Raw genomic sequence first — 26,668 nt, 5'->3', positions numbered from 1 at the left:
GTGAGTGATGCGCGGCGAACCGTTCTCCGAAGCCGAGATCGACAGGCTGGCAAGGCTCTGGGCCAGCGGTGAAGGCATTGCCAAGCTGTGCGCGGCCAGTGGCCGGAAGCACGGCACGATTTCCAGGATGATTTCGCGGCGCCGGGACAAGTTCCCAAAGCGCTCTAACTCCGTCACGCCTCGCAAGGAAAAGCCGGCGCATCCAAAGTGGCACGAGCAGGCGACGATCCGCCGTGCTGCCGATCTGTGGGGTGGCGGCGCGACCGCTGCCGAGATCGCCAAGACGCTTGGCCTGTCCCGTCAGGCCGTGACGGCCATCGCCGTTCGCAATCGCGACAAGTTCCCTGCCAGACAGTCGAACGCTGCCGTGATCGCCAAGCGGCGCCGGGATGTCGAGGTGGCAGAGTTCGGTGGCACAGAGGCTGCATCGCACGTTCCGCAAATGCCGGACAACGCGGAGCCGACAGGGTTCCTGGATGCTGTCGATCGGGATCGGTGCCTGTTTTCCTGCGATCCTGTCGGGACCGCGTCCGGCTCGTCGATGCGGGTCTGTGGCGCGCCACGGGCGGGTGACGAGCAGTTCACTCGCTATTGCCGGTTCCATGTGCGGCTGTCGCGAGGCATCGGGACGCTCTCGGAGCGCCGGGCCGACCAGGTGCTGAAGCGCGAGGCCGGCCGGTTCGCGGAGGCGGCTGAATGACTGGGCAACCGCTATCCGCCATGGCCCTTGCATTGGGGCCGCAAACGGCAGCATCCATTCGCGCGGCGGCAAAGAGGCGAGGCGACGATCCGCGCGCACTTGCGGCGGCGCTGCTGACCGTCATCGCCAGCGAACCTGTGCTTCTGGACAATCTCCTCGACGGTGAAGCCGTGGCCGACCTGGCCGAACCGGCTGTCGCCTGGATGGGCTTGTCGCTGACGCCGATGCAGGCGGCCGGGCTTTACGTGATCGCGACGACGAACGACGGCCATCCTGTGCGTATCTCAGGCGCGGCGATTGCGCGACAGGTCGGCGCCGACGTCCATCACGCCAGCGGCGTGTTCACGGCATTGATCCGCGAAGGGCTGATCGAATGCGTCGAGGTTGGCTGCAAGCGCGGCGCGGCTGGGCTTTACCGGCTGACTGATTTTGGCAAGTGGGCGGCGTCTGCGCTGACGGGTGACATCGTGGCGGCCATGGTCGCGGGGAGGGCTGCATGAACGCTGTCACCGGACCGGGGCAGGTCGATGCGTCCGACCTCGTTGCGACGATCGAGCGGGCCCGTGCGCTCTTCGACGACGGCGACCTGATAGCGGCGAAGCTGATCGCCGGGGTCGCATATGACCAGGCGAAGACGGCGGCGCAATATGCCGAGCGGTTTGGAGCTGCTGAAATGCTGGTCCGCAAGGCGCACCAGCTGCAGGGCGATGCACTGCTGATCGAGACCCGCGCGAAGATCCGGCTTGCCGATGAATATGACGCGGCGCAAGCCGATGGGAAGGCATCGAAGGGCCGGCCGAAAAATCTTCCCGAAGGGAAGACTTTTACGGTCGAAGAGGCGGGCCTGACACACAAGGAAATCCACGAGGCGCGCAAGCTTCGGGATGCCGAGCGCAAGACGCCGGGTATCGCCGAACGTGCGATCGCGGCGCGGCTTGCCCAGGGTCTGGAGCCGACGAAGGCGAACCTGCGCGCGGCTGTCGGGACGTCGACGGCGACAGCGCAGGAACGCGGGCATAACCTCTATGAGACGCCACGCGAGGCCGTCCTGACGCTGCTGGCGCTGGAGCGGTTCGACCGGGCTGTTCTTGAACCGGCCTGTGGCCGTGGCGCGATCTCCGGCATCCTGGAGGCGGCAGGCCACGAGGTCGATCTGTGGGATCTGGTCGACCGGTCAACGGCGACAAGGGATGGCGAAGTGCAGCGGGTCTGCGACTTCCTGACCGCTTACCCGCTCGACGGCACGCCGGACCAGATCATCACCAATCCGCCATACGGCGCCGACATGAACGCGTTCATCGCGCGGGCGCTGCGCGTCCACAAGCCGCGCAAGATGGCCCTGCTGTTGAACCTGAACGTGCTGGCCGGGTTCGAGGATCCGGCCCGCAATTTCTACATGGATGAATGGAAGCCGCGGCGGGTCATCGTCTTCCCGCGGCGCCTGCCAATGATGCACCGCGACGGCTGGGACGGTCCGATCGCCAACAGCCGCATGAACACGGCCTGGTTCGTCTGGGAGGCGACGGGCGACGACGAGAAGCCATACGGCGACACGACGACCGTCGATCGCGTCGACTGGAAGGATTTCGAGGACTGGGAGCCGGCCGGAGGATGGCGATGACGCGCGATTACTCTCCGGCCATGCTTCGGTTCTTCCTGCAGGCACGGGCGTTTCTGCGCGCGGACCTTGCCGGTGTTCCGATCCGAAAAGCACGCGGACAGATCGCGGGAGAAACGGCCCGCGTTGCCAGGGTCAAGCGCCGTCAGGTCGAGGCGGCCATGTCGGGCCGGTCTGTGCCTGCAGGCGAACACGCGCGGATCTGGCGCGCGCTCGGCCACGACGTCGCGGAGGACGGAGGGCCGAGCAATGGCTGACTTGGTCGCCGAGGTCGATTTCGTCAAGTTCTCGCGGATGGTGCTGGCGGCGCTTGGCGACACGTCGCTGCGCGATGCCGCGGCCCGCTCCTCCGGTCTGAACGCCGGGATGCTGAGCCGGGCGACCAACGGCAAGCGGCTGTCGGTCTCCTCTTACCTGGCGATCTGCAAGGCGCTCGGAATCGGGCCGTTCGAAGCCTTCTACATGCGGCCAGGCCAACCGGAAAAGCCAGCCGGGAAGGTCGGCGACATTGTCGAGAGATTGAAGCGGAATCAGGCTGTTACAGCGTGTGTTGCCCGTGAAACGGCGGGGGATGCGGGATGAATGAGATGAACGAATGGGTGCGCCTTTTCCTCGAAGCGGAGACGCATCCGGAACGGGCAGGGGTGCTTGTTGCTGCTCCGGTTGCGGTGCTGATGAAATACTGCAGCGCCTTCGGGCATGCCTGCGAGAAAACAGGGTTTTCGCCAGGCGTCGAGTACCTGAACGCCATCCGGACCATGCTGGGACGGCGGCGTCATCGCGGGATGGTGCCTTGCACGGAATACGAGGCAGCGAACACGACCCTCCTGGGGTTTGTCGAGCAGGGGGTGCGTGACGATGGCTGAACTTGCTCTTCGATCGGCGATCGTTCCGATCCGCGATTCCGAGAAGGGACTGGTGCGGATCCGTGGCCATGTCTGCCGGGGGATCGGCGTCACGGAGCACCAGTTGGACGACGAGGTCGCAACGGCCGAGGCGGAACGTCGCTGGCGGCTGGAGGAGTGGGAACAGCGCGGCCCGCGACCGGACCAGGTGATCCGGAGCGGCTTTCGCTTGTCGCATGAAAATTCCGGCCTGCTGATCACGCCGGGCAAGTTGCTCCTGCCGGACATGGCTGCCGTCAAGGCTTGCCTGCGCGCGATCTTCGACCGGGTGCCTGCGGACCTGTTCGAGGGGCCGGCAGAGCACGTGCGGCGTCTTGGTCCGCTTGTCCTGCAGGCGCATCGCTCGGCAGGCGTCTGGCGCGGTAACGCGGCGGCGCTGGATCGCCTTGACGCTTCGATCGACGAGGCGGCATGGCGGGCCGGTCTGGCAAAGCTGAAGGCGGCCAAACCGTGCGAGGCGTGGCGCGAGTATGGCGTGACGGGATGGGGCGACAGCCGCGCGGACCAGGCCGCCACAGATGACCACCTGGAGGCGGCAGAATGAGCCATGCAGCGACCGACTGGGCGATCCAGCAACGCGGCCTGAAGCCGGCCACGAAGCTCGTCCTGTGGCACCTCTGCGACCGATACCATCCGGACCATGGCTGCTTTCCCAGCCAGGACACTCTGGCGCACGATTGCGAGATGTCGCGGTCCTCTTTGAACGAGCAACTGTTGAAGCTGGAAGAGGTGGGACTGATCCGGCGCGAGCAGCGCCGTGACGAACGGACGAACCGCGCCAAGTCGACGATTTACCGCTTCAAGTTCGAGAGCGGTTTTGCTGATGACCCGTGTCCAGAATCCGGACACGGCTCCGTGTCCGGAAATGACCCGGAGCCGTGTCCGGAAAATGCCGAAAGCCGAGTCCAGAATCTGGACACTAACCCTGTAAGGGAACCAGTAATAGAACCAGTAACAGAGAGAGAGGCGCGCGAAAGCGCTGACGAGGACGGGGAAACCGAAAACAGGCGGAAGCTTGAGGCACGGGTCAAGCGCTTGGAGCAGGGCAAGGACGGCAAAGTCTGGCCCGGATCGGTCGGATCCTCGACCGAATGGGCTGTCCGCCAGTTCGCTGCTCTGAGCGAAACCGACAGGCTTGTCGCCGAAGAACGCCGGGACGCCTACCTGGCTGAGTGCAAGCGCCAGAAGTGCCGACCAGTGGCTGTCGGTGTCTACCTCCGGGATCGCAAGTTCGAAGCCGTCGAGGTCGAGGCTAAGCCGGTGACAGGCATGCCGGAGGACTACGCTCCAGCCTTCGGCCCTGTCTGGTCGGCATGGCGGACGGCAGCGCTCGTCGAAGGTGGCAAGGAAAGCTGGATAGCAGCGCTCGATCGCAAGGCACGTGTCCGCAGCGGGCACAAGTTCGGAGATATCTGGTTTGCTCTCAAGCCGACGATGGAACCGGTCACCGAGGGGTCGCCGAAGTGGCAGGCGTGGCAGCGCTTGTTCGAGGCGCGTGGCTGGACGTGGATCCCGCCGCTCGGGAACCAGTCGGTGGCGTATTTCCCGAAGATGGACGGGGCCGATCCTCCGGCCGCTGAGCGGGCACTGGTGGCATTTGTGGCGGAAGTCGAGAAGGCAAAGGCGGAACATGGAGGCGGCGGCGATGGCGAAGAACGGGCGGTGCAGGAGCGTGGACATGCAGGCTCTGACTGAGGAGCAGGAGGCACGACTTGCCGCGACCAGGATCCGCCAGCAGATGGGGATGCTGGCCGAGGTTCGCATGAAACAGGCGGCACGCAAGGATCGTCCTGGGTTCGAGGAGCTGGCGCGCTGGTTCATCGGGCGCGTTCCTTCTGGCAGGGAAGTCGAATCGCGTGACAGCATGAAGGCGGCGAAGATCGAGGCGTGGCTTCCCGTCGAATGCAGACGGACGCCACCGAAGCGGGGTCAGGGGGTCAAGCTTGTGGAAAAGGCATTCTGGCCAGGATACGTTTTCGTTAGGCTGGTTCCTGGTGCTGAGGCGTGGGCAGGTGCCATTCTCGCAGGCGAACTCGTCGGATGGATCAGCCAGGGCGTCGTTCCCACTGCCATCCCGACTGATGAGATCGCGGTTCTGCAACGCTGTGAAAAGTCAGGCGATTTCGAACGCGAGGCAAAGCTTATCGGAATCCCGATGCCAGGTGATACCGTCGAGATCAGTGCTGGATGGCTGGCTGGCTCGCATGGCGTGGTGAAGCGGTTCAACGACGCCAAACAGCAGGTTTCGCTGCTGGTGGACATGCTAGGCGGCAAGGTGTCGGCGACCATCAGCCTTGACGACATCATCGTTAGCAGGTAGCGATTCTGGCCGGGACGACTCAGGCGCGCTGATGCCACGACGTGGAAGTTCACCCTTGAGCCCCGGCCGACACTGGCAAGCCAGCAAGTCGGCCTCTTTGATCCTCCTATGCCATGACGACGAGAGCGATGAAGCTGAAGGCAATGCCTCCTGCACAGCGCATCCTGCCTGCGTCACGCCTTGACCATGTGCCTGGCGATGACAGGGCACGAGAGGCGCGGCGCCGCATCATGTCGCCATGGCGTGCCTGGTATTCGACCGAGCGGTGGCAGCGGCTCAGGGACCTGGTGTTCGCTCGTGATGGCTACGTCTGCCAGCAGACCGGAACGCTGTGCTCTGGAACCGGGAACGACTGGAACGCTCCGGTGGCTGACCACAAGATCCGCCACGATGGTGATCCGGACCTGTTCTGGGATCTCGACAACCTCCAGACCGTGACGAAGCGCTGGCACGACACGACAAAGCAGCGCATCGAGCGCGCGGAGCGCGACGGCAGGGGGGGGTGAAATCTCTGGGGCTGCCTTGCTCCCTGACCCGTTCCCCCCCCATTCAGGGATTTTTTTTCATGATGGCCGGAAAATCGGACGACAACGCATCCGTTCGGGATGGCGTCGACCTGTTCGGCGCACCGATCAGCCAGATCCGGGAGCGGTGGGGTCGACCCTCGTTCCGAAAGGACAAGGAAAACCAGCGCCTTGTGGCGTTGCTTCGTGCGAAGGGCTGGAGCCACAAGCGGATCGCCGGATATATCGGCTGCTCTGAACCGACGCTTCGGAAAAATTTCTTTCGCGAGCTGCAGGCCGGCGCCGACATGATCGAGGCCGACCTGCTCCAGGTGCTCTACACGAAGGCGCGGGCCGGCAACGTCGGCGCGGTCAACAAGCTGCTCGATCACCTCGAGCTGAACCCGGCCTTCGGCGGCGACGATCGCAAGAAGCTGGACGAGGAAGACAAGCCTGAGCGGCTGGGCAAGAAGGCGCTGCTCGAGCGCGAAGCGCAGGAACCGCCGTCTGGCTGGTCCGACACGCTGAACTGACGCGATGGACCTGTCCTGTCCCGACTGGTTCGAAATGCTCAAGCGCGGCGAAGCGCCGATCCCGGCGCTCGACCTGGACGAGGCCGAGGCCGCCAGGGCAATCCGGGTGTTCAACAAGCTGCACCTGCCTGACGTGCCAGGCCAGCCGACGATGGCCGAGGCGGCCGGGGATTGGAACCGCGACTTCGTCGCTGCGATCTTCGGGTCCGTCATCGTTGCTGACAACAAGATCACCGGCCGCACGATCCGGAAGTTCTTCGAGCTGGTGCCGAAGAAAAACGCCAAGACCACGAAGGGCGCGGCCATCATGCTGACCGCGCTCTTGCTCAACAGGCGGCCTCGGGCGGAATTCCTGCTGGTCGGACCGACGCAGGAAACGGCAGACATCTCATTTTCCCAGATCGTCGGCATGATCGAGGCTGACGAAGAGGGCTACCTGCAGAAGCGGTTCGCGGTGAAGGATCACCAGAAAACGATCGTCGATCGGGTCAACAAGGCAAGGCTGAAGATCAAGTCGTTCGACAACAAAGTGATGACCGGATCGAAGCCGGTCGGCGTGCTGATCGACGAGCTGCACGAGCTGGGGAAATTCTCTTACGCCTCGAAAGTCATGGCGCAGATCCGCGGCGGCATCATCGCCAACCCGGAAGGGTTCATCGTCATGATCACGACGCAGTCTGACGAGCCACCGGCCGGCGTGTTCAAGTCCGAGCTCGACTATGCGCGGCAGATTCGCGACGGGGAGGCAGGCGGCGACCTCCTGCCGATCCTCTACGAGTTCCCGATCGAGATGCAGGCCGACGAGGCAAAGCCGTGGCGCGATCCGGAGAACTGGCCGATCGTGCTGCCGAACCTCGGTCGGTCGATCACGATTGACATCCTGAAGAGCGAATTTGCCGAGGCCGACAAGAAGGGCATCGAGGAACTGTCGATCTGGGCCTCGCAGCATCTGAACATCCAGATCGGTGTCGCGCTGAACCGCGGCGGATGGGCTGGCGCCAGGTACTGGCAGGGCGCGGTCGACCCGGAACCGGCGACACTCGAAAGCCTGCTGGAGCGCTGCGAGGTGATCACGGCCGGCATTGACGGCGGCGGCCTCGATGACCTGCTCGGGCTTTGCCTGTGCGGCCGCGACCGGACCACGAAGGACTGGCTGTTCTGGTTCAAGGCATGGGCCCAGCCGATCGTTCTCGACCGGCGCAAGGATATTGCCGACCGGCTGTCGTCGCTGTCCGAGGCTGGCGAACTGACGATCTGCGATTACCCGACGCAGGACGTCGAGGAGATAGCGGATATCATCAACACGGTGCACGAGGCCGGGCTGTTTCCGGAAAAGTATGGCATCGGCCTCGACGCGGTGGGTGTCGCGGCGATCACCGACGCGATCGCGGCGCTGGGCGTCGACCCGGACCTGATGGTGGCGGTTAGCCAGGGCTACAAGCTGAACGGCGCGATCAAGGGGTTCGAGCGCAAGCTTATGGACGGAACCGCCTGGCACGGCGGCCAGCAACTGATGGCCTGGTGTGTCGGCAACGCCAAGACGGAACTGCGCGGCTCCGCGACCCTGATCACCAAACAGGTCAGCGGATCCGCCAAGATCGACCCGCTAATGGCGGGATTTAACGCCTTCCAGCTGATGGCGCGCAACCCGACGTCGACGTCGATCACGATCCCGGAGGATTATTCGATATGCGCCTGATGTCTTTGCCATTCGGCCGGCCGTCCGGAAATCTCGACGCCGGTTCGTCGCGCAACCCGAACGACGACTTCTGGTATTCCCGCCTGTCGTCCGCGACCGCGGCCGGCGTTGCGGTCACCTCTGAAACGACGCTGAAACTGCCGGTCGCCTGGGACTGCCTGAACGTCCTGTCCGATACTGCCGCGGCGCTGCCGTTCCATGCGTTCGAACGCTCGTCCGGTGCCGTTCGCAAGAGGCTTGACGATCATCCTATCCAGGTGCTTTTCCGCGACGATTTCGAGACGCGCAAACAGCAGCTCTGGGATCTTGCGGCAGACGGAAACTGGTTTGCGATCCCGACCGACCTTGAACGCGGCTGGCCGACCCGCCTGGAGTGGATCCCGCCCTCCGAGGTCACCGTCGAGCGCGTCCCGAACGGCATCACGCGCTACAAGATCCACGATCCGGGCGGATCCCAGCGGGTGCTCCTGGAAGGCGAGATATGGCACATCAAGCGGCCGCCTCTGCAATCGCGCGGCCTGATCGGGACGTCGCCAATCTCGGCCGGCGCTGAGGCGATTGCCGCGGCCCTGGCAGTCCAGGATTACGGCGCGCGGTTCTTCGCTAACGACTGCACGCCTCCCTTCGTCATCGAGCATCCGACCCATTTTTCCGATAAGTCGAGCCGTGAAAACTTCCTGTCGGCGCTCAAGCGCTGGTGGGGAGGATCCAAGCGCCATTCTCCCGGCATCCTCGAATATGGAATGAAGCTGTCAAAGGTCGGCGCCTCGAACGAGGAGGCGCAATTCCTGGAGACCAGGAAGGAACTGGCGCTGGAGATCGCGCGGATCTGGCGGATGCCTCCGCACAAGGTCGGCCTGATGGACAAAGCGACGTTCTCCAACATCGAGCAGCAGGCGCTGGAATTCGTGATCGACACGATGCTGCCGTGGCTGACGATGATCGAGCGCTGGTACAAGCGCAACCTGCTCAACGACCGGCTGAACCGGAACGTCCAGGTCGAACACAACGTCGGCGGGCTCCTGCGCGGCGACATCAAGGCGCGTTACGAGGCATATGCCCAGGCGCGGCAGTGGGGCTGGCTGTCGGCAAACGATGTCCGCAGCCTCGAAAACATGAACCCGATTGACGGCGGGGATCTCTACCTGACGCCGATGAACATGCTGCCGGCCGGGACGACGCAGTCACCGGCCTCGGCCGAGATCCTGGGCTCTGACGGTTCCGTCCTGTCCCGTCTCTACGGGTCGCACTGGGCCCGTGCCGAGGCGCGGCCTTCGTTTCAGAACGTCATCAACATCGAGGATTATCGCGATGCCGCATAAGTCACCTCGCGTTGCCGCTGCGCTGATGGCCAGCGCCTGGGCGATTGATCCGGTCAAGGTTCGTCCGTTGCGGGCGCTGGCCATGCGTGCGCTTGCCGGTGAAGAGATCAGCGACCAGGACCGCGTGGCAAACCGCGTCGGCCAGGGCCGGTCGGCATCGCCTGCCAAGCCGCAAGGCTCCGTCGCCATCGTTCCGATCGTCGGGACGATTGTCCACCGCGTCGAGCAGGCCGATGATATTTCCGGGCCAGGTGGCGTGTCTGCGGCGCGGCTGCGCTCGCAGATCCGCCAGCTTGCCAATGACGACAGCGTCGGGTCGATCCTGCTCGACATCGAGAGCCCGGGCGGCTCTGTCGACGGCATCGCAGAACTCGGTCAGGAGATCCGGGCGGCCTCGATGATCAAGCCGGTCGTCGCCTCTGCCAATGCCTATGCAGCCTCGGCCGCCTACTGGATCGCCAGCCAGGCAGGCGAGGTCGTCATCACGCCATCCGGTGAACTGGGATCCATCGGTGTCTATTCGCTGCACGAAGATGACAGCCAGCTCCTGGAAACCATGGGCGTCAAGATCTCCGTGATCCGTGCCGGCGCTCACAAGATCGAGGCGAACCCGTTCGAGCCGCTGAGCAAAGAGGCGCGCAGCGACATGCAGGCGACCGTCGATCGCTACTACGAGGAATTCACCGCGGCCGTCGCCCGTGGCCGTGGCCTGTCCGCATCTACCGTTCGCAAGGAACCATGGGGGCAGGGGCGCATGGTCGGCGCAAAGCGCGCGGTCGAGGTCGGCCTTGCCGACCGGGTCGAGACGATCGAGGAGACGGTTGCCAGGCTTGCCAACGGCAAGGGCGTCATCCGCCAGTCGCGCAACAAGGCCGACATGACCCGGCTGAAACTCGGTTTCGCCTGACATCAACAAACAGGCAATCAATGCACCGACGCGGCCCACTGGGACCGGGCAGCGCCGAAACGTGCCATCGATGCGGTCCCGCAACATGGAGACGAGAGCATATGGATAAGCTCGAACAGCTCCGCCAGAAGCTCGCGGACCTCAAAACCGATGGCCGTAAGCTGGTGAAACTGGCGGAAGACGAAAACCGTGACCTGACGGACGCCGAGGTCGCCAAGGCAGAGGACATCAGCGCCAGGATCGCGGAGACCGACACCGCAATCAAGGCGGAAGAGAAGCGCCGGGAACTGGCCCGCAGCTTCTCTGGCGATATCCAGGGCCAGTCGGCCCGTCCGGCTGCCCAGCCGGTCAACCGTGCCGAGGAAGACATGGGCGGGTTCCGCAACGCGGCAGAGTTTGCCCGTTCGGTGCAGGTTGCCTGCCGTCCCGGTGGTTCGGTCGACAATCGCCTGTCCCAGCTTTATCGGCCCGGTGCAGCGCCGTCCAACTTCCACCAGGAAAGCGGCGGCACGTCCGGCGAGGGATACCTGGTGCCACCGGCCATGCGTCAGTCGATCTGGTCGATCGTCATGGGCCAGGCCGACCTGCTGGCGCTGACCAATCCGGAACCGACCGCAAGCCGGCAGGTCTCACGGGTGATGGACGAGACCACGCCGTGGGGCTCCTCCGGCATCCAGGCAAACTGGCGCGCCGAGGGTTCCCAGATGTCGCCTTCGAAGCTGGCCCTGAAGGGCGGCAACGTCGAACTGCACGAGCTTTATGCGTTCGTGACGGCGACGGAGGAACTGCTCGAAGATGCTCCGCTCCTGCAGAGCCGCATCGAGCAGGGTGCGGCCCGTGCCATCAGCTGGACGGCGTCCGACGCGGTCATGTGGGGTAATGGTGTCGGCAAGCCGCTCGGCTTCATGGAAGCGGCCAGCCTGGTCACGGTCGCCAAGGAAAGCGGCCAGTCGGCCGATACGATCGTGGCGGCCAACGTCCTGAAGATGCTGGCGCGTCTCCTGATGACGCCAGGCGCTCGCCCGATGTGGATCATCAACAGCCAGGCAATCCCGCAGCTCGCGACGATGACCATCGGGAACCAGCCGATGTTCATTCCGCAGGGCGGAATCACCGACCAGCTGCGCGCCACGCTGCTCGGCTATCCGATCCTGTTCACCGAGCACGCCAAGGCGCTCGGCGACCTGGGCGACATCGCGCTGGCCGACATGCAGGGATACGGGGCCTATACCCGCTCGGCGGATCCGGCCTTCGCATCCTCGATGCACCTGTTCTTCGACTACGGCGTCCAGGCGTTCCGCTGGATGTTCCGGGTCGGCGGCGCGCCGTATCTCTCGGCGGCCGTTTCCGGTGCCAAGAGCGGGTCGGATACGAAGTCGCACTTCGTCTCGCTTGCCGCTCGCGCGTAAGCGCCGGCCGCTGACGGGGCCTTGATCCTCCTGCCGGGCGCCAGCGCCCGGCAACCCTTCCTTTCACCTCGGAGACAAACCGATGAATGCAAACCTCATCCCGTCCGATCGCGCGGCAATCGTCGGCGCGATCGATCCCGACGTTACCGCGGCCGGCACGGTCACCACCGGCTGGATCGCTGCCAAGGACTTCCTGACCTTCATGGCCATCATCATGGCAGGAACGCTCGGGACGTCTGCCACGCTCGACGCCAAGATCGAGCAGGCAACCGACAGCTCCGGAACCGGCGCCAAGGATGTGTCCGGCAAGGCGATCACCCAGCTCACCCAGGCCGGGACCGATTCCGACAAACAGGCCATCATCAACCTGCGCGCGGACGAGCTCGACGTCGCCAACGACTTCACCCACTTCCGCCTCTCCCTGACGGTCGCCACCGCGTCGTCGGATGCCGGCGCCATCGTGCTCGGGCTCGACCCGGCCTATGGAACCGCATCGGACAACGACGCGGCTACCGTCGACGAGATCGTGGCCTGATGAACCCGGTCGGGTTCATCGTCAAGGTCCAGCCTTCGCAAGCGGCTCTGTCGCTTGCGGAGGTGAAGGGCTTCCTGCATCACGACTTTGTCGATGATGACGACCAGCTGACCGCCGAGATCGGTTCGGCCCAGGCGAAGATCGAGGCTTACCTGAAGCGGAAGCTGATCACGCAAACCCTGACCCTCGTTTCCGATTGCTTCGGTGCCGTGGCCCTGTTGCCGGCCGGTCCGGTCCAGTCCGTCTCGGAGGTCCGATACAAGGATTCCACCGGCAGTCTTGTCACGCTCTCGTCGAGCCTGTGGCAGGCGTCGACGCAGATCGAGCCGGCGCGGCTGATGCCGGCCTATGGCCAGACGTGGCCGACGCTCGGATCCTACCCGGAGGCCGTCGAGGTCGACGTGGTCGTCGGTTATGGCGACGAGCCTTCCGATGTTCCCGCTGATATTCGCTATGCACTGCGCCTGGCCGTTGCGACGGCCTTCGAGAAGGCGCTGGAAAACGACGAGTCCACTGGCGCCCAGCTTGAAAAGCGGCTGCGCGACATGCTGGCCCACCGGATTCTGCACATCTGATGCCTGGTAAATCCCTGATCGAGCGGATCCGCTTCGAACGTCCTGTCTCGGCCAGCGATGGCCAGGGCGGACGCAAGGATGGCTGGGAGACCGTGATCACCTGCCGCGCGCAATACACCCGACTGCGCGGCAGCGAAATGGTTCTGGCCGATCGCCTCGAAGGGATCCAGGCAACCGTCATCCGGGTTCGCAGCGCTGCGCAAACCCGTGCAGTCACCACGGACTGGCGCATCGTCGACGACCGGACCGGGGAGACGTTCAACATCCGGTCGTCGATCGAGACGGACGACCGGATCTATATCGACTTTGCCGCGGAGAGCGGCGTTGCCACCTAGGAGTTTGAACAATGCCACTATCCGCAGAAATCCTCGTCCGCCTGAAGGCGACACAGACCGGCGCGAACGACTTCGGCGCCGACAGCTTTTCGCCGACCATGGAAAAGCTCTTGCAGTTGACCGATGGAACGACCGCGAATAAGGCGGACATCCTGTGGATAGACCAGCGCACGGTCAGCGCCTCCAGCAATGACGACATCGACCTGGCAGGCGCCCTGTCGGACGCCTTCGGAGCGACCGTGGCCGGTGCGGAGCTGGTGGCGCTGTTTATCATCAACGGCCCGCGGACGGGGGCTGCCAACACCACCGACCTGACGATCGGCGGCGGCTCGGCACCGCTGACCGGGTTCCTGGGCGGCACGTCACCGACCATCGGCCCTCTGAAGCCCGGCGCCTTCCTGATGCTGGCTGCCGGTGACGCGGCGGGCCTCGGTGCGATCACGGCCACCACGGCCGACACGCTCCGGGTCGCCAACGGCTCCGGCGCTTCGGCGACCTACCAGATCGCCGTGGTGGCGCGCACTGCCTGATGGTCCAGGGCCTGAAATCGCTTGAGCGGAAGCTGACGCGCACGATTCCGCATCGCGTCCGCCAGGCGACCAGGGATGCCATGGAAAAGGGGGCGGGCGAGATCGTCGCCATGGCGCGGTCTCTCGTTCCCGTCCTGAAGGAACCGGACAGACGTCGTGTGGCCGGTGCGCTTCGCGACAGCATCGGCTGGACCTGGGGCGATGCGCCGAAGGGTTCGATCACGATCGCGTCGAGCCGACCGATCGGCAACGGGGAACGGATCACGATCTTCGCCGGAACCCGCGACAAGTCCCTCGGGGTGGCTGATGCCTTCTATGCAAGGTGGGTCGAGTTCGGGACGCAGGACATGGCCGCGCATCCGTTCTTCTTTCCATCCTACCGCTTCCTGAAGCGGCGGGTGAAGGGTCGGATAACCCGCGCGATAAAAAAAGCGATCCGCGAGGGTGCGAAATGACAAGCCCGGCAAACGAGGTGCAGGCGCTGATCTTCGAGCGGCTGACGGCTTACCCGGCCGTGACGGCGATCGTCGGCGACCGGGTCTATGACCGCGTGCCGAACGAGCGCAAGTTTCCTTACATCTCGTTTTCGGCCTCTGTCGGAACGCCGGACGATGCGGAGTGCATCGACGGCCTGTCGCATGTCCTGCAGATCGACTGCTGGTCGCGCTACGGCGGCGGCTTCCGCGAGGTGAACCAGATGAATGATGCCGTCTACAGGGCGCTGCACGATTACGAAGGCGTGATCGACGTCAACGCGCTGGTGCAGATGCGGGTTACGCTGGTCCGCTCGGTGCGGGATCCGGACGGCCTGACGTCGCATGGCATCGTCCAGGTGGAAAGCATCGTCGAGGTGAACTGATGGCGTGGGTGATCTTCACCAAACCGTTCGACTACGACTTCCGGCCAGAGCGTGCTGCCTGCCAGCATTTCGACCCGGCCGAGGAACCTGTTGCCGTCCCGGCGCGCGTGGCAACGGCCGCCGTCGAGGATGGGTCGGCGCGGCGGGCGAAGGCTCCGACCGCTTCGGAAAAACGTGCCCTGAAGGGACGTCCGCGGGCCTGACCCGCTTCAACCTGGCCAGTCATGGCCTCCTGGACATGGAGAATGGATAAATGGCGCGCGCAACGACAATGAAATACGAGGAGCTTGTCGTCGAGGTCGAGTTCGACCCGAGCGGCGCTTCGGGAACCTACACCGCCATCTGCGGCATCATGGATGCAACGGTCACGCGGACCTCGAACCTCGATTCGGCCGAGGTTCCGGACTGCGACGACGAGAGCCTGCCGCTGTCCATCGAGAAGGAAGTCCGCAGCCAGGAGGTATCGATTTCCGGCAATGGCCTGTGGGCGCTGCAGAGCCACGAGAACATGATGGATTGGTGGTATGGCGGTTCGACGCTTTCGGTGCGCGTGCGCAATGCCAAGGCGAACACGGACGGCTCGAGCGGTGACACCACGATCGAGACCGGTGACGCGCTCCTTGCCCAGCTGAACAGCGCCAGGACGAAGGGCCAGCGGGTGACGGCCGAGATCGACATCCAGTTCTCCGGCACGCCGACGCGGACGGTCAAGTCCTGATGCCGATGATCTGGGCAGGCGGGGAGCACGAATTCACGCTTCGGCTTGGCGAACTGCGGGCCTTGCAGGCCAGCTGCGATGCCGGGCCTTATTTCGTGCTCCAGCGCCTGTCGTCCGGCCGCTGGCTCGTCGAGGACGTGATCGAACCGATCCGGCTCGGCCTGCTCGGCGCCGGCATGGATCGGGCCGAGGTCAATCGCCTGGTCGAACGCCACGTCGAAGGCAAGCCGCTCTTGCAGTCGGCAATGACGGCGCAGGCCATCCTGACAGCCGCCCTGATCGGCGAAGAGGACGATCCGGTCGGAGACGAGCCGGGGGAGCCCGAAGCGGGGGAGCCGACCAACTTCCCCGCGGAAAATGGAAATGGTCCGGATTCTACGGATCCGGCGCCCTGATGGGCTTCACGCCTCGGCAGGTCGACGAGATGCCTGTCTGGGAGTTCATGGCCTGCCGCGACGGTTACGCTGAAATGCACGGTTTGAAGAACAAGGCGGCTCCAGAGCCGTCCGGCGCGCTGCTTTCGCAGTTGGGGATTGACGATGGCAACTGACATCGAGCGCCTGGTCGTCCGACTCGAGGCGACACAGACGAAGTTCGAAAAACAGATGTCGGCGGCTGCCAGAACAGCAGACCGGCGTGCGCGCCAGATCGAGACGCGGTTCTCGCGGATGAACCGGGAGCTCTCGGCCGGAGCGTCAATGGCCGCTGTAAAACTAGCTGGCGCATTCGGCGGCGCTCTGACACTTCGCGCTGCCCAAGGTCTTATTGATGCTTCGACGCGGGTCAATAATGCGCTGAAGGTGGCGGGCCTCAGCGGCGATCAGCTGACGAAAGTTTATGATAGCCTTTTCGCCAGCGCGCAGAAGAATGCCGCGCCGATCGAGGCTCTGGTGGAGCTCTATTCGCGCGCGTCTCTCGTCCAGAAGGAACTCAACGTCTCCACCGAGGAGCTGCTCGGGTTCACGGACAAGGTGGCCGTGGCGCTGCGCGTGTCCGGTAAGTCGGCTGCAGAATCCAGTGGCGCTCTTTTGCAGCTGTCGCAGGCGCTCGGCAGTGGCATCGTCAGGGCCGAAGAGTTCAATTCGATCCTGGAAGGCGCGCTTCCGATTGCCCAGGCTGCCGCGGCGGGGATCAAGGAAGCCGGTGGATCGGTCGCCAAGCTCCGGTCGCTTGTCGTCGACGGCAAGGTGTCGTCGGAGGCGTTTTTCAAGGCGTTCGAAGCTGGTTCGGTCATCCTCGACCAGAAGGTCGCCAACGCCGAACAGACGATCTCCCAGCGGTTCGTCCGCCTAGCGAATGTGCTGATCGCGACGGCTGGCAAGTTCAACGAGCTGACCAATGCTTCGGCGAACTTTGGTGCTGCGCTGGACTGGCTCACGAACAAGATCGGAGAGTTCCGCCTCCCAGGCTGGATCAGTGATCTTATCGATGCCCTCAGAATAATGGAAAAACTGCTCGGAGATCTCGGAAACGCGTCCTTTTTTGAAAACCTCAACAAGGCGCTTGGCTATACCGACGCGAACGGCAACCTGCTCAGCGGCCAGCTGCAGGATTCGCAGAACGAGGCAGCGCGGCTGGAGCGGGAGGTCCAGACGCTGCAGGCCGCGATCGAGAAGAACACCAAGCTCGGGTTCGACAACTCCGGCGCGATCGCGCGCCTCGACGAGGTATCGCAGCGCCTGGCCCAGGTGCGCGCCGAGATGGAAGGGCTGACCGGGGCCGAGACGGCGAACATCTCGATCATCAGCGATGGCGGCAGCCAGATGGGCGGACCGCCGCGGCGAGGTGGCAAGCGCCATGCGGCGCCTGTCAAACAGATATCGATCAACGATTTCCCGGTCACGTCCTCAAAGAAGGGGCGGGGATCGAAGAGCAAGCGCGAAAACCCTTACCAGCGCGAGGTGATGCAGATCCAGCAGCGGACCGCGGCCATCCAGGCCGAGATGGCTGCCCAGGCTGCGCTGAACCCGCTGGTGGAAGATTACGGCTTCGCGATCGACAAGGCGCGTGCTGCCTTCGACCTGGAAGCGGCAGCCAAGAAGGCCGGGATCCCGCTCACCGACGAGATGAAGGCGAAGATCGAAACGCTGGCGACCGCTTACGCCACGGCGACATCGGAAGCCGAGCGCATGGCCGAGGGTCAGGACAAGCTGCGCAAGTCCGTCGAGGACATGAAGGCGCTTGGCAAGGACATCCTCGGCGGGTTCATCACCGATCTACGCCAGGGCAAGAGTGCGACCGAGGCGCTGAACAATGCGCTCGACAAGCTGGCGAACAAGCTGCTGAACGACGTTCTCGATGCCATCTTCCAGGTCAAGGGGGCCAGTGGCGGGTTCGGCGGAATCCTGGCTGGCCTGCTGGGCGGCGGGTTTTCGCCGACGACCACGGCCGGCTCGTTCTTCTCCAATCCATCCGGCTGGGCCGGTGGCGGCTTCACGGGACCGGGCGGGAAAAACGAACCGGCCGGCGTCGTCCACAAGGGGGAGTTTGTTTTCGACCAGCGGGCGACCCGCAAGGCCGGCGTGAAAAACCTCGAACGCATGCAGGCGTCCCTGCAGCGCGGCTTTGCCTCGGGCGGGTTTACCGGTGGCGCGCGCTCTGGCGGGTCGGCGATGGGCGGAACCGTCGTCAACCTGATCGACCAGCGCCGCAATGCGCCTGCGGTCGAGCAGAAGCGCAGCCAGGGGCCGAACGGAACCGAGATCATCATGCTGACCGTCAAGGACGGGATGGGGTCCGGAAGCTTCGATCCTGAACTGAAGGGGCGATATGGCGCCAAGCCGGTGAAGGTGCGCCGATGACCTCGATCCTGTGGCCATCCTCCCTGCCGTGCGGGTTCGTCAACGGCGGCGGCACGGAAACCAGGCTGGCGCCGAAGCATTCCTTTGAACCGGAGGTCGGGAGCCCGATCACCAGGCGGAAGGGAACGCTCCGGCAGTTCAGCCAGGACGTCGAGATGGTGATGACCAGGCTGCAGCTGGAGACGTTCGAGGCGTTCTACATGAACACGCTGAAAGACGGGACGCTGCCGTTCTACATGACGCATCCGCGGCTCCGGACGCAGGTCAAGTGCCTGATCGTCGGTGATGAGGGCTACGCCATCAACCGGTTCGGCTCAAAGGTTCGCGTGGCCTTCAGCTTGCGGATCACCCGATGACCCGTTCCGTCCCGGCATCGACCAGGCTTGAACTGGAGCGCGAGGCATCCGGCGAAGCGCTCTTGCTGTTCGTCGACATCACGCATCCGGAGCTTGGCAACGAGACCATTCGCCTCGTCTCCGATGGCGTCGATTATGAACTCGACGGCAATCTCTACACGCGCGGCGGGTTCGACCTGCAGCTCCTGACCGACAGCGACCAGCCGCCGTCTGCCAAGTTCACGTTCTCGAACGTGGACCGCTCGGCGACGAACATGCTGGCCGACGTGGATGGCCCGGCCGAGGTCAGGATGCGGGCGATCTCGACGGAATATTTCAACACGCGCGAGGATCCGCGGGTCGTGCTTGACGGCGTGACAGTCGTCGCTGCCTATGACGCGCAGCGCCTCTACCTGACCGACATCACGATGGACGACGTCGCGTGCGCCGGCACGCTGCGCGGTTATGACTATCGACAGGAAAGCTGGCCGTCGAAGATCGCAACGGAAGCGCTATGTCCCGGCCTCTTCGTGATCTGAGCGGCTACGTCGGGCTGCCGTTCAAGGCGGATGGCCTCGACCGGCGCGGCCTGCACTGCTGGGGGCTGGTCCGCCTCGTGCTTAAAGAGCAATGCGGAATCGACCTACCGGCCTATGGCGACGTGTCGGCGGCCGATCTCCTGGCCGTCTCCAGGCGCATGGAAGCCGGGCAGGTGGCAGAGGACTGGCGCCAGGTCTACCAGCCGCGCGCCTTCGACGTGGTGCTGATGCGCGCCCACGGCCGGCCGGCGACAGTTCATTGCGGCATCATGGCCGACCATTCGACCCTCCTGCATGTCGAGGAGGCGACCGACAGCGTCCTGGTGCCGCTGCAGCATCCGATGATCCGGCATCGCCTGGCCGGGTTCTTTCGTCACGGGTCTTTTTCATGAACGCGCAACCGGTTCTCGCAGCATGGCGTCCGCCGTTCGCTTCCGGATCTGTCGAGCAGTTCCGGTTCGACGCATCCGACACGATCGGCGCCATGGTCGATGGCTGCACGGCGTTGAAGCCGTGGGCCTTCCGGCAGAACGGCCGGGTGATGCTTCACGGCCGCGACGGCCGCGCGCACGAGATCGCGCGGGAGCACTGGGACCGCGTCCGCCTGCGCGAAGGGCAGACGATCACGCTGCACGTCAACCTGCAGGGCGGCGGCGGGCAGAACAGTGATAAGTCGGGCCTCGGGACCGCTGTCGCCATCATCGCGTTCGTCGCGGCGACGATTGTCACCGGTGGCGCTGCAGCGCCGCTGCTGGGCTCGTTTTTCGCAGCGGGCCAGCTTGGCGCGCAGCTCCTGGCAACCGGCATCCTGCTCGCAGGCTCGCTTGCGGCGGCAGCGCTGACCGGTCCGCCTGTCCAGTCCGACAAGAACAAGGCCGAGCCGGAAGCCAGCGCCGCATCGGTCGACGGCAACGTCCTGTCCCGCGGTGCCTTCATTCCGCGCGTGATCGGCACGCGGTTGATCTATCCGCCGTTCATGTGCCAGCCGCTCGTCTACCGCGATGGCGACGACGAATGGGTCGAGGCGATCGTGGGGCTGGCCGGTCCGCACCAGCTCGACGACATCCGCTTTGGCGACACGCCGATCGATGGGGCGTCAAATATCCAGTATGAAATCCGCGAGGGCTGGGATGACGACCTGCCGGTCTCTCTGATCACGCGATATGCAAAGGTCGAGACGCCACAGGCCGAGATGCGGGCCCATGATCTCGACGAGAATTCCGAGAGCGGCAAGAAGCTGGCCGACCAGGTCGATCCGTCTGCAAGCCTGCCGCAATGGATCCGCTTCCGCGCGATCGAGTGCGACGAGGTCCGGTTCGAGATGTCGCTGCCGTCCGGCCTGTGGAACCAGGCAAACGCAAACCAGGTGCAGGGCGTGGCGTTGCGCGTCCGGATCCGCGCGCAGGGCGACACGGACTGGATCAACCTGCCGGAACTTCACCTGGCGAACAACAAGCCGAAAGAGGTCCGCCAGACGCTCGTTCTGAAATGGGCCGACGAGGCGTTGCCGCGGCGCAACCCTGCGAAAAAGGCGGGATGGGTCGCGGCCTACAACAGCGTGCCGGCGCCGGATAACGGCCTGACAGACGGCTGGGACGCCGACGCGATGTTCTCCGGCTCGACGGCCGGATCGAGCTCCTACCGCTACGGGTTCGCGGGTGATGGCCTGACCGACGTGCGCCGGGTCAGCCTGTCCCAGTCCGAGGCGATCATCTACCTCGACAGCGGCACGATTGCGCCGGGCCCGGTCGAGATCGAGGTCAAGCGGTCAATGACCTACTCGTTCACGAACGCCGAGATGGCGGATTATCAGTTGGCCGGTGGCGCAACGGTCTATGACCCGTTCGGTTACGTCATCACGTCCGGAGAGGCCGAGGTATTCCGCGCCATCTCAGGTGTCTCAGACCAGCTTTACATCCTGCGCCAGTCGGCCATCCGCAACGATCATCCGATCAACGGCGGGCAACAGGGATCGCGGCTGGCGCTGATCGCGATCCGCGCGAAGAACAGGGCGCTCGGCAAGATCTCGGTGCAGGCGTCCGGCTACGTGCGGGACTGGACCGGGACGGCCTGGAGCAACTGGACGACGACCAGTAACCCGGCGCCGCATTATCGCGACGTGCTGACCGGGCGCGAGAGCGGTGACGCCATGCCGGAGAGCCTGATCGATGACGACAAGCTGGTCGCCTGGCGCACGCAATGCGTTTCCGGTGGCTATACGTGCGACATGGTCTGCGAAGGGGCCGGCGTCTCGGAGGTCATAAACTTCCTTGCCTCATGCGGCTATGCGCGGCCGTGGGCATCTGAAAAGTATGGCGTCATTCGTGACTATGACCGATCGGCCGAGAGCCCGGTCCAGATTTTCGGGCCGCGCAACGCGAACAGCTTGTCGATGTCGAAGGCATTCGCGCGGCTTCCGGATGCCTTCCGGGTCAAGTATCGCAACGCCGATGACGACGATCGCGAGGCCGAGATCATCGTCTACAGGCCGGACAAGGGCCAAGTGGCCGATCCGCGGTTCGAAGAGGTCAATTACGTCGGGATCACGGCTGAGGCTCCTGCGATCGCACGGGCCGAATTTGACCTGAACCAAGCAAAATACCGCTCGGCCTTCTGGTCCTGGAACTCACCGGCGGAGGCATTGGTCTGCCAGCGTGGCGACCTGGTCGGCCTGAACCATTGGGTGATTCAGCGTCAGCAGGCGAGCGCGCGCATTGCCGGGCTGGAGTTCGATGGAACGGATCTTGTCGCCGTCATCCTTGATGCGCCTGTGCAGTGCTGGAACGAGCCCGACTTTACCGAAGTTGCCGACGTGACGCTGGTCGCGGACGTGATCGATGTCGGCCGGCAGACCGGCATCGCCATCCGCCAGTCGGACGGATCGCTAGTGACGAAAGCGCTTGCCGGCTCGTCCGGATCCCGGTCCGTGCTGGAGTTCACGACGGCCTTCACGCCGGACAACGACAGCGACGGGTTCCCGAAGATCCGCGATGGCAACCTCGTGACGATCGGCGACCTCGGCAGCGAATACCGGCGCCTGATCGTCATCGGCATCCAGCCAAAGGACGGCATGGCGTTCTCGATAACGGCGGCAGCCGAAGCGCCGCAGCTCTGGGCAGCATAACCAACAGGTGACATCAGATGACGGCAGACGGGCGCATCAGCTCGTCCGGTTCTGGCAGCAATGGCGGCCCGACTGGGAGCGAACTTTTGACAGACGCGGACGAGGAGGTCGTTTCCCTCAACGACCGATCGGCGACCGCGTTGACGTCTGTCGCCGGCACGGCGAACGCGATCACCGCGAGCTTCACGCCGACCGCGGTAAGCATCGCCACCGGCCGGATGTTCAAGTTCATTGCCGCGGCGACCAATACCGGCGCCGTCACGCTGGCGCTCAACGGCGGGTCTGCTGTCGCGGTGGTCGCCGATGACGGGGATCCGCTCGTCGCTGGGCAGATCGTCTCCGGCCGGCTTTACACCGTGATGTTCGACGGCACGAGCTTTCGCCTTGAAAACACCGGGACCGTCGCGTTCGCACCGAACTACCAGGCGTTCACGGCATCGGGAACCTGGACAAAGCCGACCAATGCGCCGGACGACGCGCTGGTGATGATCGAGATCTGGGGCGGCGGCGGTGGCGGCGGCACGCGGGGCAGCACGAGTTCGCCTGGTGGTGGCGGCGGCGGCGGTTATCTCCGGCTGATGATGCGCGCGGCGTCCCTGTCGGCCACCGAGACGGTCACGGTTGGCGCAGGCGGTGCTGCCGGCAGTTCCGGCTCAGCCTCGTCCTTCGGTAGTCACGGGACGGCCTGGGGCGGCGCGGCTGGTCAGAACACGACTGGCGTCGAGCCAGGTGGTGGTGGCGCCGGCGGATCTCCGATTGGTCTGGGCGAAGCGGGTGGGGCAACGACAACTGGGGTCGGCGGCATTGCGGCCGGCCGGGACGGCGGCGACGGCGGCGATGCCGGATCCTCCTCGGCAGGCAGCCCAGGTTCGACAGGCATTGCGGACGGTGGCGCAGGCGGTGGCGGTGGTGGGCCAAGCGGGTACGCAGGCGGAAACGGTGGCGCGGCGGTTAACGGCGGTGGCGGCGGCGGTGGTTACGGTCCGGCTTCTGGCGGATCGGGCGGTGCCTCGACGCATGGCGGTGCAGGTGGCGATTCCGGAGCGGACGGCACCGCTCCTGCAGGTGGCGGCGGGGCCACTGCTGCAGGCGCGCGTGGCGAGGTTCGGATCATGGTGATCGGGTGACGGGATGATTGAAGCAGATATCACAATCACAAACAATGCGGACTGGTCGATACCGCTGATCTTCACGGACGAAGCGACTGGTGCTTCCTACGATTTCACTGGTGACACTTTTAAGATGCACGTGAGGGCGTCGGCATCCTCCCCGGTGACATCTCTTGCATTGACAACTGCAAATGGTGGTGTGGCTTCGACCGACCTTTCCGCGGGCAAGATCACGCTTGAGATCGGGAAGGGAGACCTCGATCCGGGGAGCTACGTTTATGACCTGATCCGCGTGACGGGTTCGGCCGAGGAATATCTTGTTGGCGGCGCTTTAACGGTCAGCGATGGAGTAACGACATGACATCGCCGTATGAGATCAAGCTGCGAGCCTCGGAAATCTTCCATGTCAAACGGCAACCTGGAACCATTCGTGTTGCAACTGGCGGGTTCGGTTTACGCGGCCTTGCTGGTGCAGACGGCGCCGACTCCGGAATGCTCAAGACGACGGAAACGACTGCGTGGATAGAAGCGCATGGAGTTCCGAAATCCGTGACGCTCGACAACGATGATCGCGTCGAAAAGTTTATCTCGACCGATGGAAAGACATACAGTTACGCACGAAATAGACCGGCATTGATCGGTCTTGGCGATCGTGATTTCGATGTCATCATCTATGGCGGCACTCAATCCGCCATGATGGCGGCGAGAAAGGTCAAGGCTGCGGGTGGCCGGGTTGCCATGATCGATCCGTGGCCGCGCCTCGGTGGCGCGGTTATCTCCGGTGGTCTGATCGTAACGGACTTTCCTTCGCCATCAAGCACTTGGTACATCATGCAGGGCCAGACCCGTCAATTCTATCAGAATATCATCTCTCGCTACGATGACCCTGATGGAACGCGCACTGGCATTGATGCAAGCAGCCAGATGCTCAGAATTTTTGATCCAAGGGCCTACCAGGAGGAATTCAACGACTGGATTGCCGACATTGATCTGGTCGTTTCAAGCAGTCCGATCTTCGCGCCTTCTGATTTGCGGAAAAGCAAAGATGGTAGGATCCAGTCAATAAGGACGGTGGCGGGTTGGCTGAACGCAACGGCATTTCTTGACGCCAGTTACGAGGGCGACTTGATCCGGGCTGCTGAGGCGCCGTTTAGCATCGGTCGGGAGAGCCAGGGCACTTATGGTGAACCATTTGCTGGCTACAAGCCATATGGTGACGGTGCCTATCTTCTGGCCGGTTTCGAGACAACGCCGGATGGCTCGCTTGTCCAGAATGAGGCCCAGATGGTGGCGCTGGGCCTTGACCCTTCGTCAGATGCCGGAGTGGCTGACACGCGCGTCCAGACGCTGTCGGTCCGGCTTGTGATCACCGACGACGCTGGATCCACGCCATTTACGGCACCTGATGGATACGACAAGGCAAATTACTTTGTTGTCGGGGAGGGGCTGGCCCTGGCTGAAGCTGCCAGCGCAGGAGCAGCTGATACCTTGCTTGAGGCGGTAGCAAACCAAGGCACGGTCTACTTGCTTGACGGGGCGGACGCGCGGCAGACCAACAATGGTTCGTCGTTCATAGTTTCGTTTGAACGAGCGCAGGCCGGGACCGATTACGCAAATGGGAACTGGACAGTTCGGCGCAGGATCGTCGAAGAACAAATCGCATGGCAGCGAGGCCTGCTCTACTATCTTGCCAATGACATCACTGATCACTTCCCAAGTATGTCGGCACTCAAAACCAACGCAGCAGCCTTCGGCTATGCGCCGAACCTCTATCTCGACAGTGCCAATGGGCCATCATTCCCAGACTGGGCATATATCAGGGAATGTTTGAGGCTGGATGGCGCCTATGTGTGCCACCAGGCGGACATGTACGAAAGCAGCTCGAGCAACATCCCGACCGGTTTTGAGACTTGGCACTCATCGTCTGGCCGAACAACCACGAAATCAAGCCGCATCGCCAGATGGTCCTATTTCCTCGATGCTCATGCCTGTCGGATTTTTGGTGTAAGTGCAGGCGGCTCACCGGAGACGTTCAACTATTTTTTTGAGGGGCCAACACCTGTTCCGCATGACACAGACGTTTATGACATCCCCTATAGCTCACTTCGAACTGGTCGCGGATCAGGTTTTTCCGAAGGCGGCGAACTGGCTACCCATGTCCCAAATCTCCTCGCCAGCGTCTGTATTTCGTGCAGCCATGTCTTCTGGATGAGCGTCCGGATGGAACCAGCCTGGTCGATGATCGGCGAGGCGGCAGGTTATGCACTGGTGCAGATGATGGATGGTACTTCGTCCGAGGACGTTGACGTCTCTATTCTCCAGGCAGCTCTGAACAAGGAGGGCTTCCGCCTATGAGTGTCGATCTCATCACCGTTGATCAGAATTCAAATGACCTCGCGCGTCCTGGAATTTTACGCGGCGACATTGCTGCCATCGCGGCTGACCCAAACGTATGGGCTTACTGGCCGGCGCGTAGCCAGTTCATCAATAATGGACTGGATTTTGCTTGGAGAGATGCGAAACAGGGTAGCCGCGCCTTTCATCTTCGTCCTTCCGTCTATGGGTATCAGCCATCTGTGCAGACAGATGGAGTGACTGGGATGCCATACTTGCGCTTTGGTCAGGGTAGCAATCCGGGCGCAGCCGGGGGCTCGCTCAGCGACAGCTACAATGGTGCGCTCCAGACCAGAAATGATGCGCTTGTGTTTCCGATGCAGGATCCGACGACGACAGTCGGTATCTTCAGGCCATACGCCATTGTATGCCGCGTTCGCATACCCGCAACGGCCGACGACGGAGGGGATTATCCAGGTGCTGTTGCTGGTTGTGCATGCCGTCATGACGATACGCCTGGTGTGAACCAGAATGACTGGGCAGGAATTCGCGTAGGTTTTGGCGGCTCGTCGCAAAGCTATGTTTCCTATGCTTGGCGCGGAGATGTCGGCTACTGCACACTTGCTGACAACCGGGTCAATGGTGAGTGGCAGACGGTAACTGGGATTTTTGACCCTGATGCCGGTGTTGCGAAGTTGCGGATCACAAGCGGTTCCGGAATAGCAACGGAAGTCGACAGCGACACGATCGTCCAGAAACATGCAACACGGACTGGCCATACCCAGCTAAGGGTCGGTGCCGCAGGTGATCTAGGCGAGGCCATCCACCGCACATTGATCGGCGACATTGGATCGCTGGCAATCATCCATGCGGCATGCGCTTCCGGTTCCGGCCTGACGACGCTTCAGAACATTGAAGACCTGTTCGGCGACGACCTTCTGAACTGATCAATTCATTC

Annotated in this window: 34 protein-coding genes; all 34 read left to right on the top strand. The window is 63.6% G+C overall.

The window, feature by feature from the left end; all coding sequences use genetic code 11:
* Positions 1 to 7: 7 nt before the first annotated feature.
* The 34 genes from CSC94_RS06010 (at position 8) to CSC94_RS24160 (ending at position 26,657) form a co-directional block, all read left to right on the top strand.
* Entirely contained in the window at positions 8 to 700 is a 693-nt protein-coding gene (locus tag CSC94_RS06010; RefSeq protein ID WP_099304838.1) for a hypothetical protein, read from the top strand.
* Positions 697 to 1,200, top strand: a complete 504-nt coding sequence (locus CSC94_RS06005) for a hypothetical protein (RefSeq protein WP_133122832.1) — start codon at positions 697 to 699, stop codon at positions 1,198 to 1,200. The genes CSC94_RS06010 and CSC94_RS06005 overlap by 4 nt, the downstream gene beginning before the upstream one ends.
* Complete coding sequence (locus CSC94_RS06000) at positions 1,197 to 2,321, top strand: TRM11 family methyltransferase (protein ID WP_099304834.1); 1,125 nt, start codon at positions 1,197 to 1,199, stop codon at positions 2,319 to 2,321. The genes CSC94_RS06005 and CSC94_RS06000 overlap by 4 nt, the downstream gene beginning before the upstream one ends.
* Positions 2,318 to 2,575 (top strand): hypothetical protein, encoded by a 258-nt coding sequence (locus CSC94_RS05995; protein WP_133122831.1) that lies wholly within the window; start codon positions 2,318 to 2,320, stop codon positions 2,573 to 2,575. The genes CSC94_RS06000 and CSC94_RS05995 overlap by 4 nt, the downstream gene beginning before the upstream one ends.
* A complete protein-coding gene (locus CSC94_RS05990; protein ID WP_133122830.1) occupies positions 2,568 to 2,900 on the top strand; it encodes a hypothetical protein in 333 nt (110 codons plus the stop codon). The genes CSC94_RS05995 and CSC94_RS05990 overlap by 8 nt, the downstream gene beginning before the upstream one ends.
* The gene (locus CSC94_RS05985; RefSeq protein WP_099304828.1) at positions 2,897 to 3,184 is read left to right on the top strand and encodes a hypothetical protein; all 288 of its coding nucleotides are present in this window, start codon (positions 2,897 to 2,899) and stop codon (positions 3,182 to 3,184) included. The genes CSC94_RS05990 and CSC94_RS05985 overlap by 4 nt, the downstream gene beginning before the upstream one ends.
* Positions 3,177 to 3,767 carry a hypothetical protein gene (locus CSC94_RS05980; protein ID WP_099304826.1) on the top strand — a complete coding sequence of 197 codons (591 nt, stop codon included), beginning with the start codon at positions 3,177 to 3,179 and terminating at the stop codon, positions 3,765 to 3,767. Before CSC94_RS05985 ends, CSC94_RS05980 begins: the two co-directional genes overlap by 8 nt.
* On the top strand, positions 3,764 to 4,918 hold the full coding sequence (locus tag CSC94_RS05975; RefSeq protein WP_099304824.1) for a helix-turn-helix domain-containing protein: 1,155 nt from the start codon (positions 3,764 to 3,766) through the stop codon (positions 4,916 to 4,918). The genes CSC94_RS05980 and CSC94_RS05975 overlap by 4 nt, the downstream gene beginning before the upstream one ends.
* Positions 4,902 to 5,543, top strand: coding sequence for a transcription termination/antitermination protein NusG (gene nusG, locus CSC94_RS05970; protein WP_165784340.1), 642 nt, complete (start codon positions 4,902 to 4,904; stop codon positions 5,541 to 5,543). The genes CSC94_RS05975 and nusG overlap by 17 nt, the downstream gene beginning before the upstream one ends.
* A 143-nt stretch (positions 5,544 to 5,686) precedes the next feature.
* Positions 5,687 to 6,049 carry an HNH endonuclease gene (locus tag CSC94_RS05965; protein ID WP_245408267.1) on the top strand — a complete coding sequence of 121 codons (363 nt, stop codon included), beginning with the start codon at positions 5,687 to 5,689 and terminating at the stop codon, positions 6,047 to 6,049.
* 59 nt (positions 6,050 to 6,108) lie between these two features.
* On the top strand, positions 6,109 to 6,579 hold the full coding sequence (locus CSC94_RS05960) for a helix-turn-helix domain-containing protein (protein ID WP_099304818.1): 471 nt from the start codon (positions 6,109 to 6,111) through the stop codon (positions 6,577 to 6,579).
* 4 nt (positions 6,580 to 6,583) lie between these two features.
* Positions 6,584 to 8,278, top strand: a complete 1,695-nt coding sequence (locus tag CSC94_RS05955) for a terminase large subunit (protein ID WP_099304816.1) — start codon at positions 6,584 to 6,586, stop codon at positions 8,276 to 8,278.
* Positions 8,269 to 9,600: a phage portal protein gene (locus CSC94_RS05950; RefSeq protein ID WP_099304814.1), complete on the top strand. Its 1,332-nt coding sequence runs from the start codon at positions 8,269 to 8,271 to the stop codon at positions 9,598 to 9,600. Before CSC94_RS05955 ends, CSC94_RS05950 begins: the two co-directional genes overlap by 10 nt.
* Positions 9,590 to 10,507 carry a S49 family peptidase gene (locus CSC94_RS05945; protein WP_099304812.1) on the top strand — a complete coding sequence of 306 codons (918 nt, stop codon included), beginning with the start codon at positions 9,590 to 9,592 and terminating at the stop codon, positions 10,505 to 10,507. Before CSC94_RS05950 ends, CSC94_RS05945 begins: the two co-directional genes overlap by 11 nt.
* 101 nt (positions 10,508 to 10,608) lie before the next feature.
* Positions 10,609 to 11,916: a phage major capsid protein gene (locus CSC94_RS05940; protein WP_099304810.1), complete on the top strand. Its 1,308-nt coding sequence runs from the start codon at positions 10,609 to 10,611 to the stop codon at positions 11,914 to 11,916.
* Positions 11,917 to 11,998: 82 nt separating this feature from the next.
* A complete protein-coding gene (locus CSC94_RS05935) occupies positions 11,999 to 12,451 on the top strand; it encodes a hypothetical protein (RefSeq protein ID WP_099304808.1) in 453 nt (150 codons plus the stop codon).
* Positions 12,451 to 13,026 carry a head-tail connector protein gene (locus CSC94_RS05930; RefSeq protein WP_099304806.1) on the top strand — a complete coding sequence of 192 codons (576 nt, stop codon included), beginning with the start codon at positions 12,451 to 12,453 and terminating at the stop codon, positions 13,024 to 13,026. The genes CSC94_RS05935 and CSC94_RS05930 overlap by 1 nt, the downstream gene beginning before the upstream one ends.
* Positions 13,026 to 13,361 carry a head-tail adaptor protein gene (locus CSC94_RS05925; protein WP_099304804.1) on the top strand — a complete coding sequence of 112 codons (336 nt, stop codon included), beginning with the start codon at positions 13,026 to 13,028 and terminating at the stop codon, positions 13,359 to 13,361. Before CSC94_RS05930 ends, CSC94_RS05925 begins: the two co-directional genes overlap by 1 nt.
* A gap of 11 nt (positions 13,362 to 13,372) precedes the next feature.
* Positions 13,373 to 13,891, top strand: a complete 519-nt coding sequence (locus CSC94_RS05920; protein ID WP_099304802.1) for a hypothetical protein — start codon at positions 13,373 to 13,375, stop codon at positions 13,889 to 13,891.
* Positions 13,891 to 14,346, top strand: coding sequence for an HK97-gp10 family putative phage morphogenesis protein (locus CSC94_RS05915; protein WP_099304800.1), 456 nt, complete (start codon positions 13,891 to 13,893; stop codon positions 14,344 to 14,346). Before CSC94_RS05920 ends, CSC94_RS05915 begins: the two co-directional genes overlap by 1 nt.
* Positions 14,343 to 14,750: a DUF3168 domain-containing protein gene (locus CSC94_RS05910; protein ID WP_099304798.1), complete on the top strand. Its 408-nt coding sequence runs from the start codon at positions 14,343 to 14,345 to the stop codon at positions 14,748 to 14,750. The genes CSC94_RS05915 and CSC94_RS05910 overlap by 4 nt, the downstream gene beginning before the upstream one ends.
* Complete coding sequence (locus CSC94_RS05905) at positions 14,750 to 14,953, top strand: hypothetical protein (protein ID WP_099304796.1); 204 nt, start codon at positions 14,750 to 14,752, stop codon at positions 14,951 to 14,953. Before CSC94_RS05910 ends, CSC94_RS05905 begins: the two co-directional genes overlap by 1 nt.
* A 50-nt stretch (positions 14,954 to 15,003) precedes the next feature.
* Positions 15,004 to 15,468, top strand: coding sequence for a phage tail tube protein (locus tag CSC94_RS05900; protein WP_099304794.1), 465 nt, complete (start codon positions 15,004 to 15,006; stop codon positions 15,466 to 15,468).
* Positions 15,468 to 15,863: a gene transfer agent family protein gene (locus CSC94_RS05895; RefSeq protein WP_099304792.1), complete on the top strand. Its 396-nt coding sequence runs from the start codon at positions 15,468 to 15,470 to the stop codon at positions 15,861 to 15,863. The genes CSC94_RS05900 and CSC94_RS05895 overlap by 1 nt, the downstream gene beginning before the upstream one ends.
* The gene (locus CSC94_RS24545) at positions 15,863 to 16,018 is read left to right on the top strand and encodes a hypothetical protein (protein ID WP_165784339.1); all 156 of its coding nucleotides are present in this window, start codon (positions 15,863 to 15,865) and stop codon (positions 16,016 to 16,018) included. The genes CSC94_RS05895 and CSC94_RS24545 overlap by 1 nt, the downstream gene beginning before the upstream one ends.
* Positions 16,008 to 18,269, top strand: coding sequence for a tape measure protein (locus CSC94_RS05890; protein ID WP_099304790.1), 2,262 nt, complete (start codon positions 16,008 to 16,010; stop codon positions 18,267 to 18,269). Before CSC94_RS24545 ends, CSC94_RS05890 begins: the two co-directional genes overlap by 11 nt.
* Positions 18,266 to 18,625: a hypothetical protein gene (locus CSC94_RS05885; RefSeq protein ID WP_099304788.1), complete on the top strand. Its 360-nt coding sequence runs from the start codon at positions 18,266 to 18,268 to the stop codon at positions 18,623 to 18,625. Before CSC94_RS05890 ends, CSC94_RS05885 begins: the two co-directional genes overlap by 4 nt.
* Entirely contained in the window at positions 18,622 to 19,143 is a 522-nt protein-coding gene (locus tag CSC94_RS05880; RefSeq protein WP_099304786.1) for a DUF1833 family protein, read from the top strand. Before CSC94_RS05885 ends, CSC94_RS05880 begins: the two co-directional genes overlap by 4 nt.
* Positions 19,119 to 19,535 carry an NlpC/P60 family protein gene (locus tag CSC94_RS05875; protein WP_099304784.1) on the top strand — a complete coding sequence of 139 codons (417 nt, stop codon included), beginning with the start codon at positions 19,119 to 19,121 and terminating at the stop codon, positions 19,533 to 19,535. The genes CSC94_RS05880 and CSC94_RS05875 overlap by 25 nt, the downstream gene beginning before the upstream one ends.
* Entirely contained in the window at positions 19,532 to 22,267 is a 2,736-nt protein-coding gene (locus tag CSC94_RS05870) for a phage tail protein (protein ID WP_099304782.1), read from the top strand. Before CSC94_RS05875 ends, CSC94_RS05870 begins: the two co-directional genes overlap by 4 nt.
* A gap of 86 nt (positions 22,268 to 22,353) precedes the next feature.
* Entirely contained in the window at positions 22,354 to 23,394 is a 1,041-nt protein-coding gene (locus CSC94_RS24540) for a hypothetical protein (RefSeq protein ID WP_165784338.1), read from the top strand.
* A 4-nt stretch (positions 23,395 to 23,398) separates the two neighbouring features.
* Positions 23,399 to 23,737, top strand: coding sequence for a hypothetical protein (locus CSC94_RS05855; RefSeq protein ID WP_099304778.1), 339 nt, complete (start codon positions 23,399 to 23,401; stop codon positions 23,735 to 23,737).
* Positions 23,734 to 25,731, top strand: a complete 1,998-nt coding sequence (locus tag CSC94_RS05850; RefSeq protein ID WP_099304776.1) for an FAD-dependent oxidoreductase — start codon at positions 23,734 to 23,736, stop codon at positions 25,729 to 25,731. Before CSC94_RS05855 ends, CSC94_RS05850 begins: the two co-directional genes overlap by 4 nt.
* Complete coding sequence (locus tag CSC94_RS24160; protein WP_133122828.1) at positions 25,728 to 26,657, top strand: hypothetical protein; 930 nt, start codon at positions 25,728 to 25,730, stop codon at positions 26,655 to 26,657. The genes CSC94_RS05850 and CSC94_RS24160 overlap by 4 nt, the downstream gene beginning before the upstream one ends.
* Positions 26,658 to 26,668: the final 11 nt, after the last annotated feature.

It is taken from the genome of Zhengella mangrovi (assembly GCF_002727065.1).
Taxonomy (GTDB): domain Bacteria; phylum Pseudomonadota; class Alphaproteobacteria; order Rhizobiales; family Rhizobiaceae; genus Zhengella; species Zhengella mangrovi.
This window is presented reverse-complemented; position numbering and strand designations above follow the sequence as displayed.

Coding starts and splice junctions, on each gene's coding strand:
- CSC94_RS06010 (WP_099304838.1), top strand. CDS start 8: ATGCGCGGCGAACCGTTCTCCGAAGCCGAGATCGACAGGCTGGCAAGG.
- CSC94_RS06005 (WP_133122832.1), top strand. CDS start 697: ATGACTGGGCAACCGCTATCCGCCATGGCCCTTGCATTGGGGCCGCAA.
- CSC94_RS06000 (WP_099304834.1), top strand. CDS start 1,197: ATGAACGCTGTCACCGGACCGGGGCAGGTCGATGCGTCCGACCTCGTT.
- CSC94_RS05995 (WP_133122831.1), top strand. CDS start 2,318: ATGACGCGCGATTACTCTCCGGCCATGCTTCGGTTCTTCCTGCAGGCA.
- CSC94_RS05990 (WP_133122830.1), top strand. CDS start 2,568: ATGGCTGACTTGGTCGCCGAGGTCGATTTCGTCAAGTTCTCGCGGATG.
- CSC94_RS05985 (WP_099304828.1), top strand. CDS start 2,897: ATGAATGAGATGAACGAATGGGTGCGCCTTTTCCTCGAAGCGGAGACG.
- CSC94_RS05980 (WP_099304826.1), top strand. CDS start 3,177: ATGGCTGAACTTGCTCTTCGATCGGCGATCGTTCCGATCCGCGATTCC.
- CSC94_RS05975 (WP_099304824.1), top strand. CDS start 3,764: ATGAGCCATGCAGCGACCGACTGGGCGATCCAGCAACGCGGCCTGAAG.
- nusG (WP_165784340.1), top strand. CDS start 4,902: ATGCAGGCTCTGACTGAGGAGCAGGAGGCACGACTTGCCGCGACCAGG.
- CSC94_RS05965 (WP_245408267.1), top strand. CDS start 5,687: ATGCCTCCTGCACAGCGCATCCTGCCTGCGTCACGCCTTGACCATGTG.
- CSC94_RS05960 (WP_099304818.1), top strand. CDS start 6,109: ATGATGGCCGGAAAATCGGACGACAACGCATCCGTTCGGGATGGCGTC.
- CSC94_RS05955 (WP_099304816.1), top strand. CDS start 6,584: ATGGACCTGTCCTGTCCCGACTGGTTCGAAATGCTCAAGCGCGGCGAA.
- CSC94_RS05950 (WP_099304814.1), top strand. CDS start 8,269: ATGCGCCTGATGTCTTTGCCATTCGGCCGGCCGTCCGGAAATCTCGAC.
- CSC94_RS05945 (WP_099304812.1), top strand. CDS start 9,590: ATGCCGCATAAGTCACCTCGCGTTGCCGCTGCGCTGATGGCCAGCGCC.
- CSC94_RS05940 (WP_099304810.1), top strand. CDS start 10,609: ATGGATAAGCTCGAACAGCTCCGCCAGAAGCTCGCGGACCTCAAAACC.
- CSC94_RS05935 (WP_099304808.1), top strand. CDS start 11,999: ATGAATGCAAACCTCATCCCGTCCGATCGCGCGGCAATCGTCGGCGCG.
- CSC94_RS05930 (WP_099304806.1), top strand. CDS start 12,451: ATGAACCCGGTCGGGTTCATCGTCAAGGTCCAGCCTTCGCAAGCGGCT.
- CSC94_RS05925 (WP_099304804.1), top strand. CDS start 13,026: ATGCCTGGTAAATCCCTGATCGAGCGGATCCGCTTCGAACGTCCTGTC.
- CSC94_RS05920 (WP_099304802.1), top strand. CDS start 13,373: ATGCCACTATCCGCAGAAATCCTCGTCCGCCTGAAGGCGACACAGACC.
- CSC94_RS05915 (WP_099304800.1), top strand. CDS start 13,891: ATGGTCCAGGGCCTGAAATCGCTTGAGCGGAAGCTGACGCGCACGATT.
- CSC94_RS05910 (WP_099304798.1), top strand. CDS start 14,343: ATGACAAGCCCGGCAAACGAGGTGCAGGCGCTGATCTTCGAGCGGCTG.
- CSC94_RS05905 (WP_099304796.1), top strand. CDS start 14,750: ATGGCGTGGGTGATCTTCACCAAACCGTTCGACTACGACTTCCGGCCA.
- CSC94_RS05900 (WP_099304794.1), top strand. CDS start 15,004: ATGGCGCGCGCAACGACAATGAAATACGAGGAGCTTGTCGTCGAGGTC.
- CSC94_RS05895 (WP_099304792.1), top strand. CDS start 15,468: ATGCCGATGATCTGGGCAGGCGGGGAGCACGAATTCACGCTTCGGCTT.
- CSC94_RS24545 (WP_165784339.1), top strand. CDS start 15,863: ATGGGCTTCACGCCTCGGCAGGTCGACGAGATGCCTGTCTGGGAGTTC.
- CSC94_RS05890 (WP_099304790.1), top strand. CDS start 16,008: ATGGCAACTGACATCGAGCGCCTGGTCGTCCGACTCGAGGCGACACAG.
- CSC94_RS05885 (WP_099304788.1), top strand. CDS start 18,266: ATGACCTCGATCCTGTGGCCATCCTCCCTGCCGTGCGGGTTCGTCAAC.
- CSC94_RS05880 (WP_099304786.1), top strand. CDS start 18,622: ATGACCCGTTCCGTCCCGGCATCGACCAGGCTTGAACTGGAGCGCGAG.
- CSC94_RS05875 (WP_099304784.1), top strand. CDS start 19,119: ATGTCCCGGCCTCTTCGTGATCTGAGCGGCTACGTCGGGCTGCCGTTC.
- CSC94_RS05870 (WP_099304782.1), top strand. CDS start 19,532: ATGAACGCGCAACCGGTTCTCGCAGCATGGCGTCCGCCGTTCGCTTCC.
- CSC94_RS05855 (WP_099304778.1), top strand. CDS start 23,399: ATGATTGAAGCAGATATCACAATCACAAACAATGCGGACTGGTCGATA.
- CSC94_RS05850 (WP_099304776.1), top strand. CDS start 23,734: ATGACATCGCCGTATGAGATCAAGCTGCGAGCCTCGGAAATCTTCCAT.
- CSC94_RS24160 (WP_133122828.1), top strand. CDS start 25,728: ATGAGTGTCGATCTCATCACCGTTGATCAGAATTCAAATGACCTCGCG.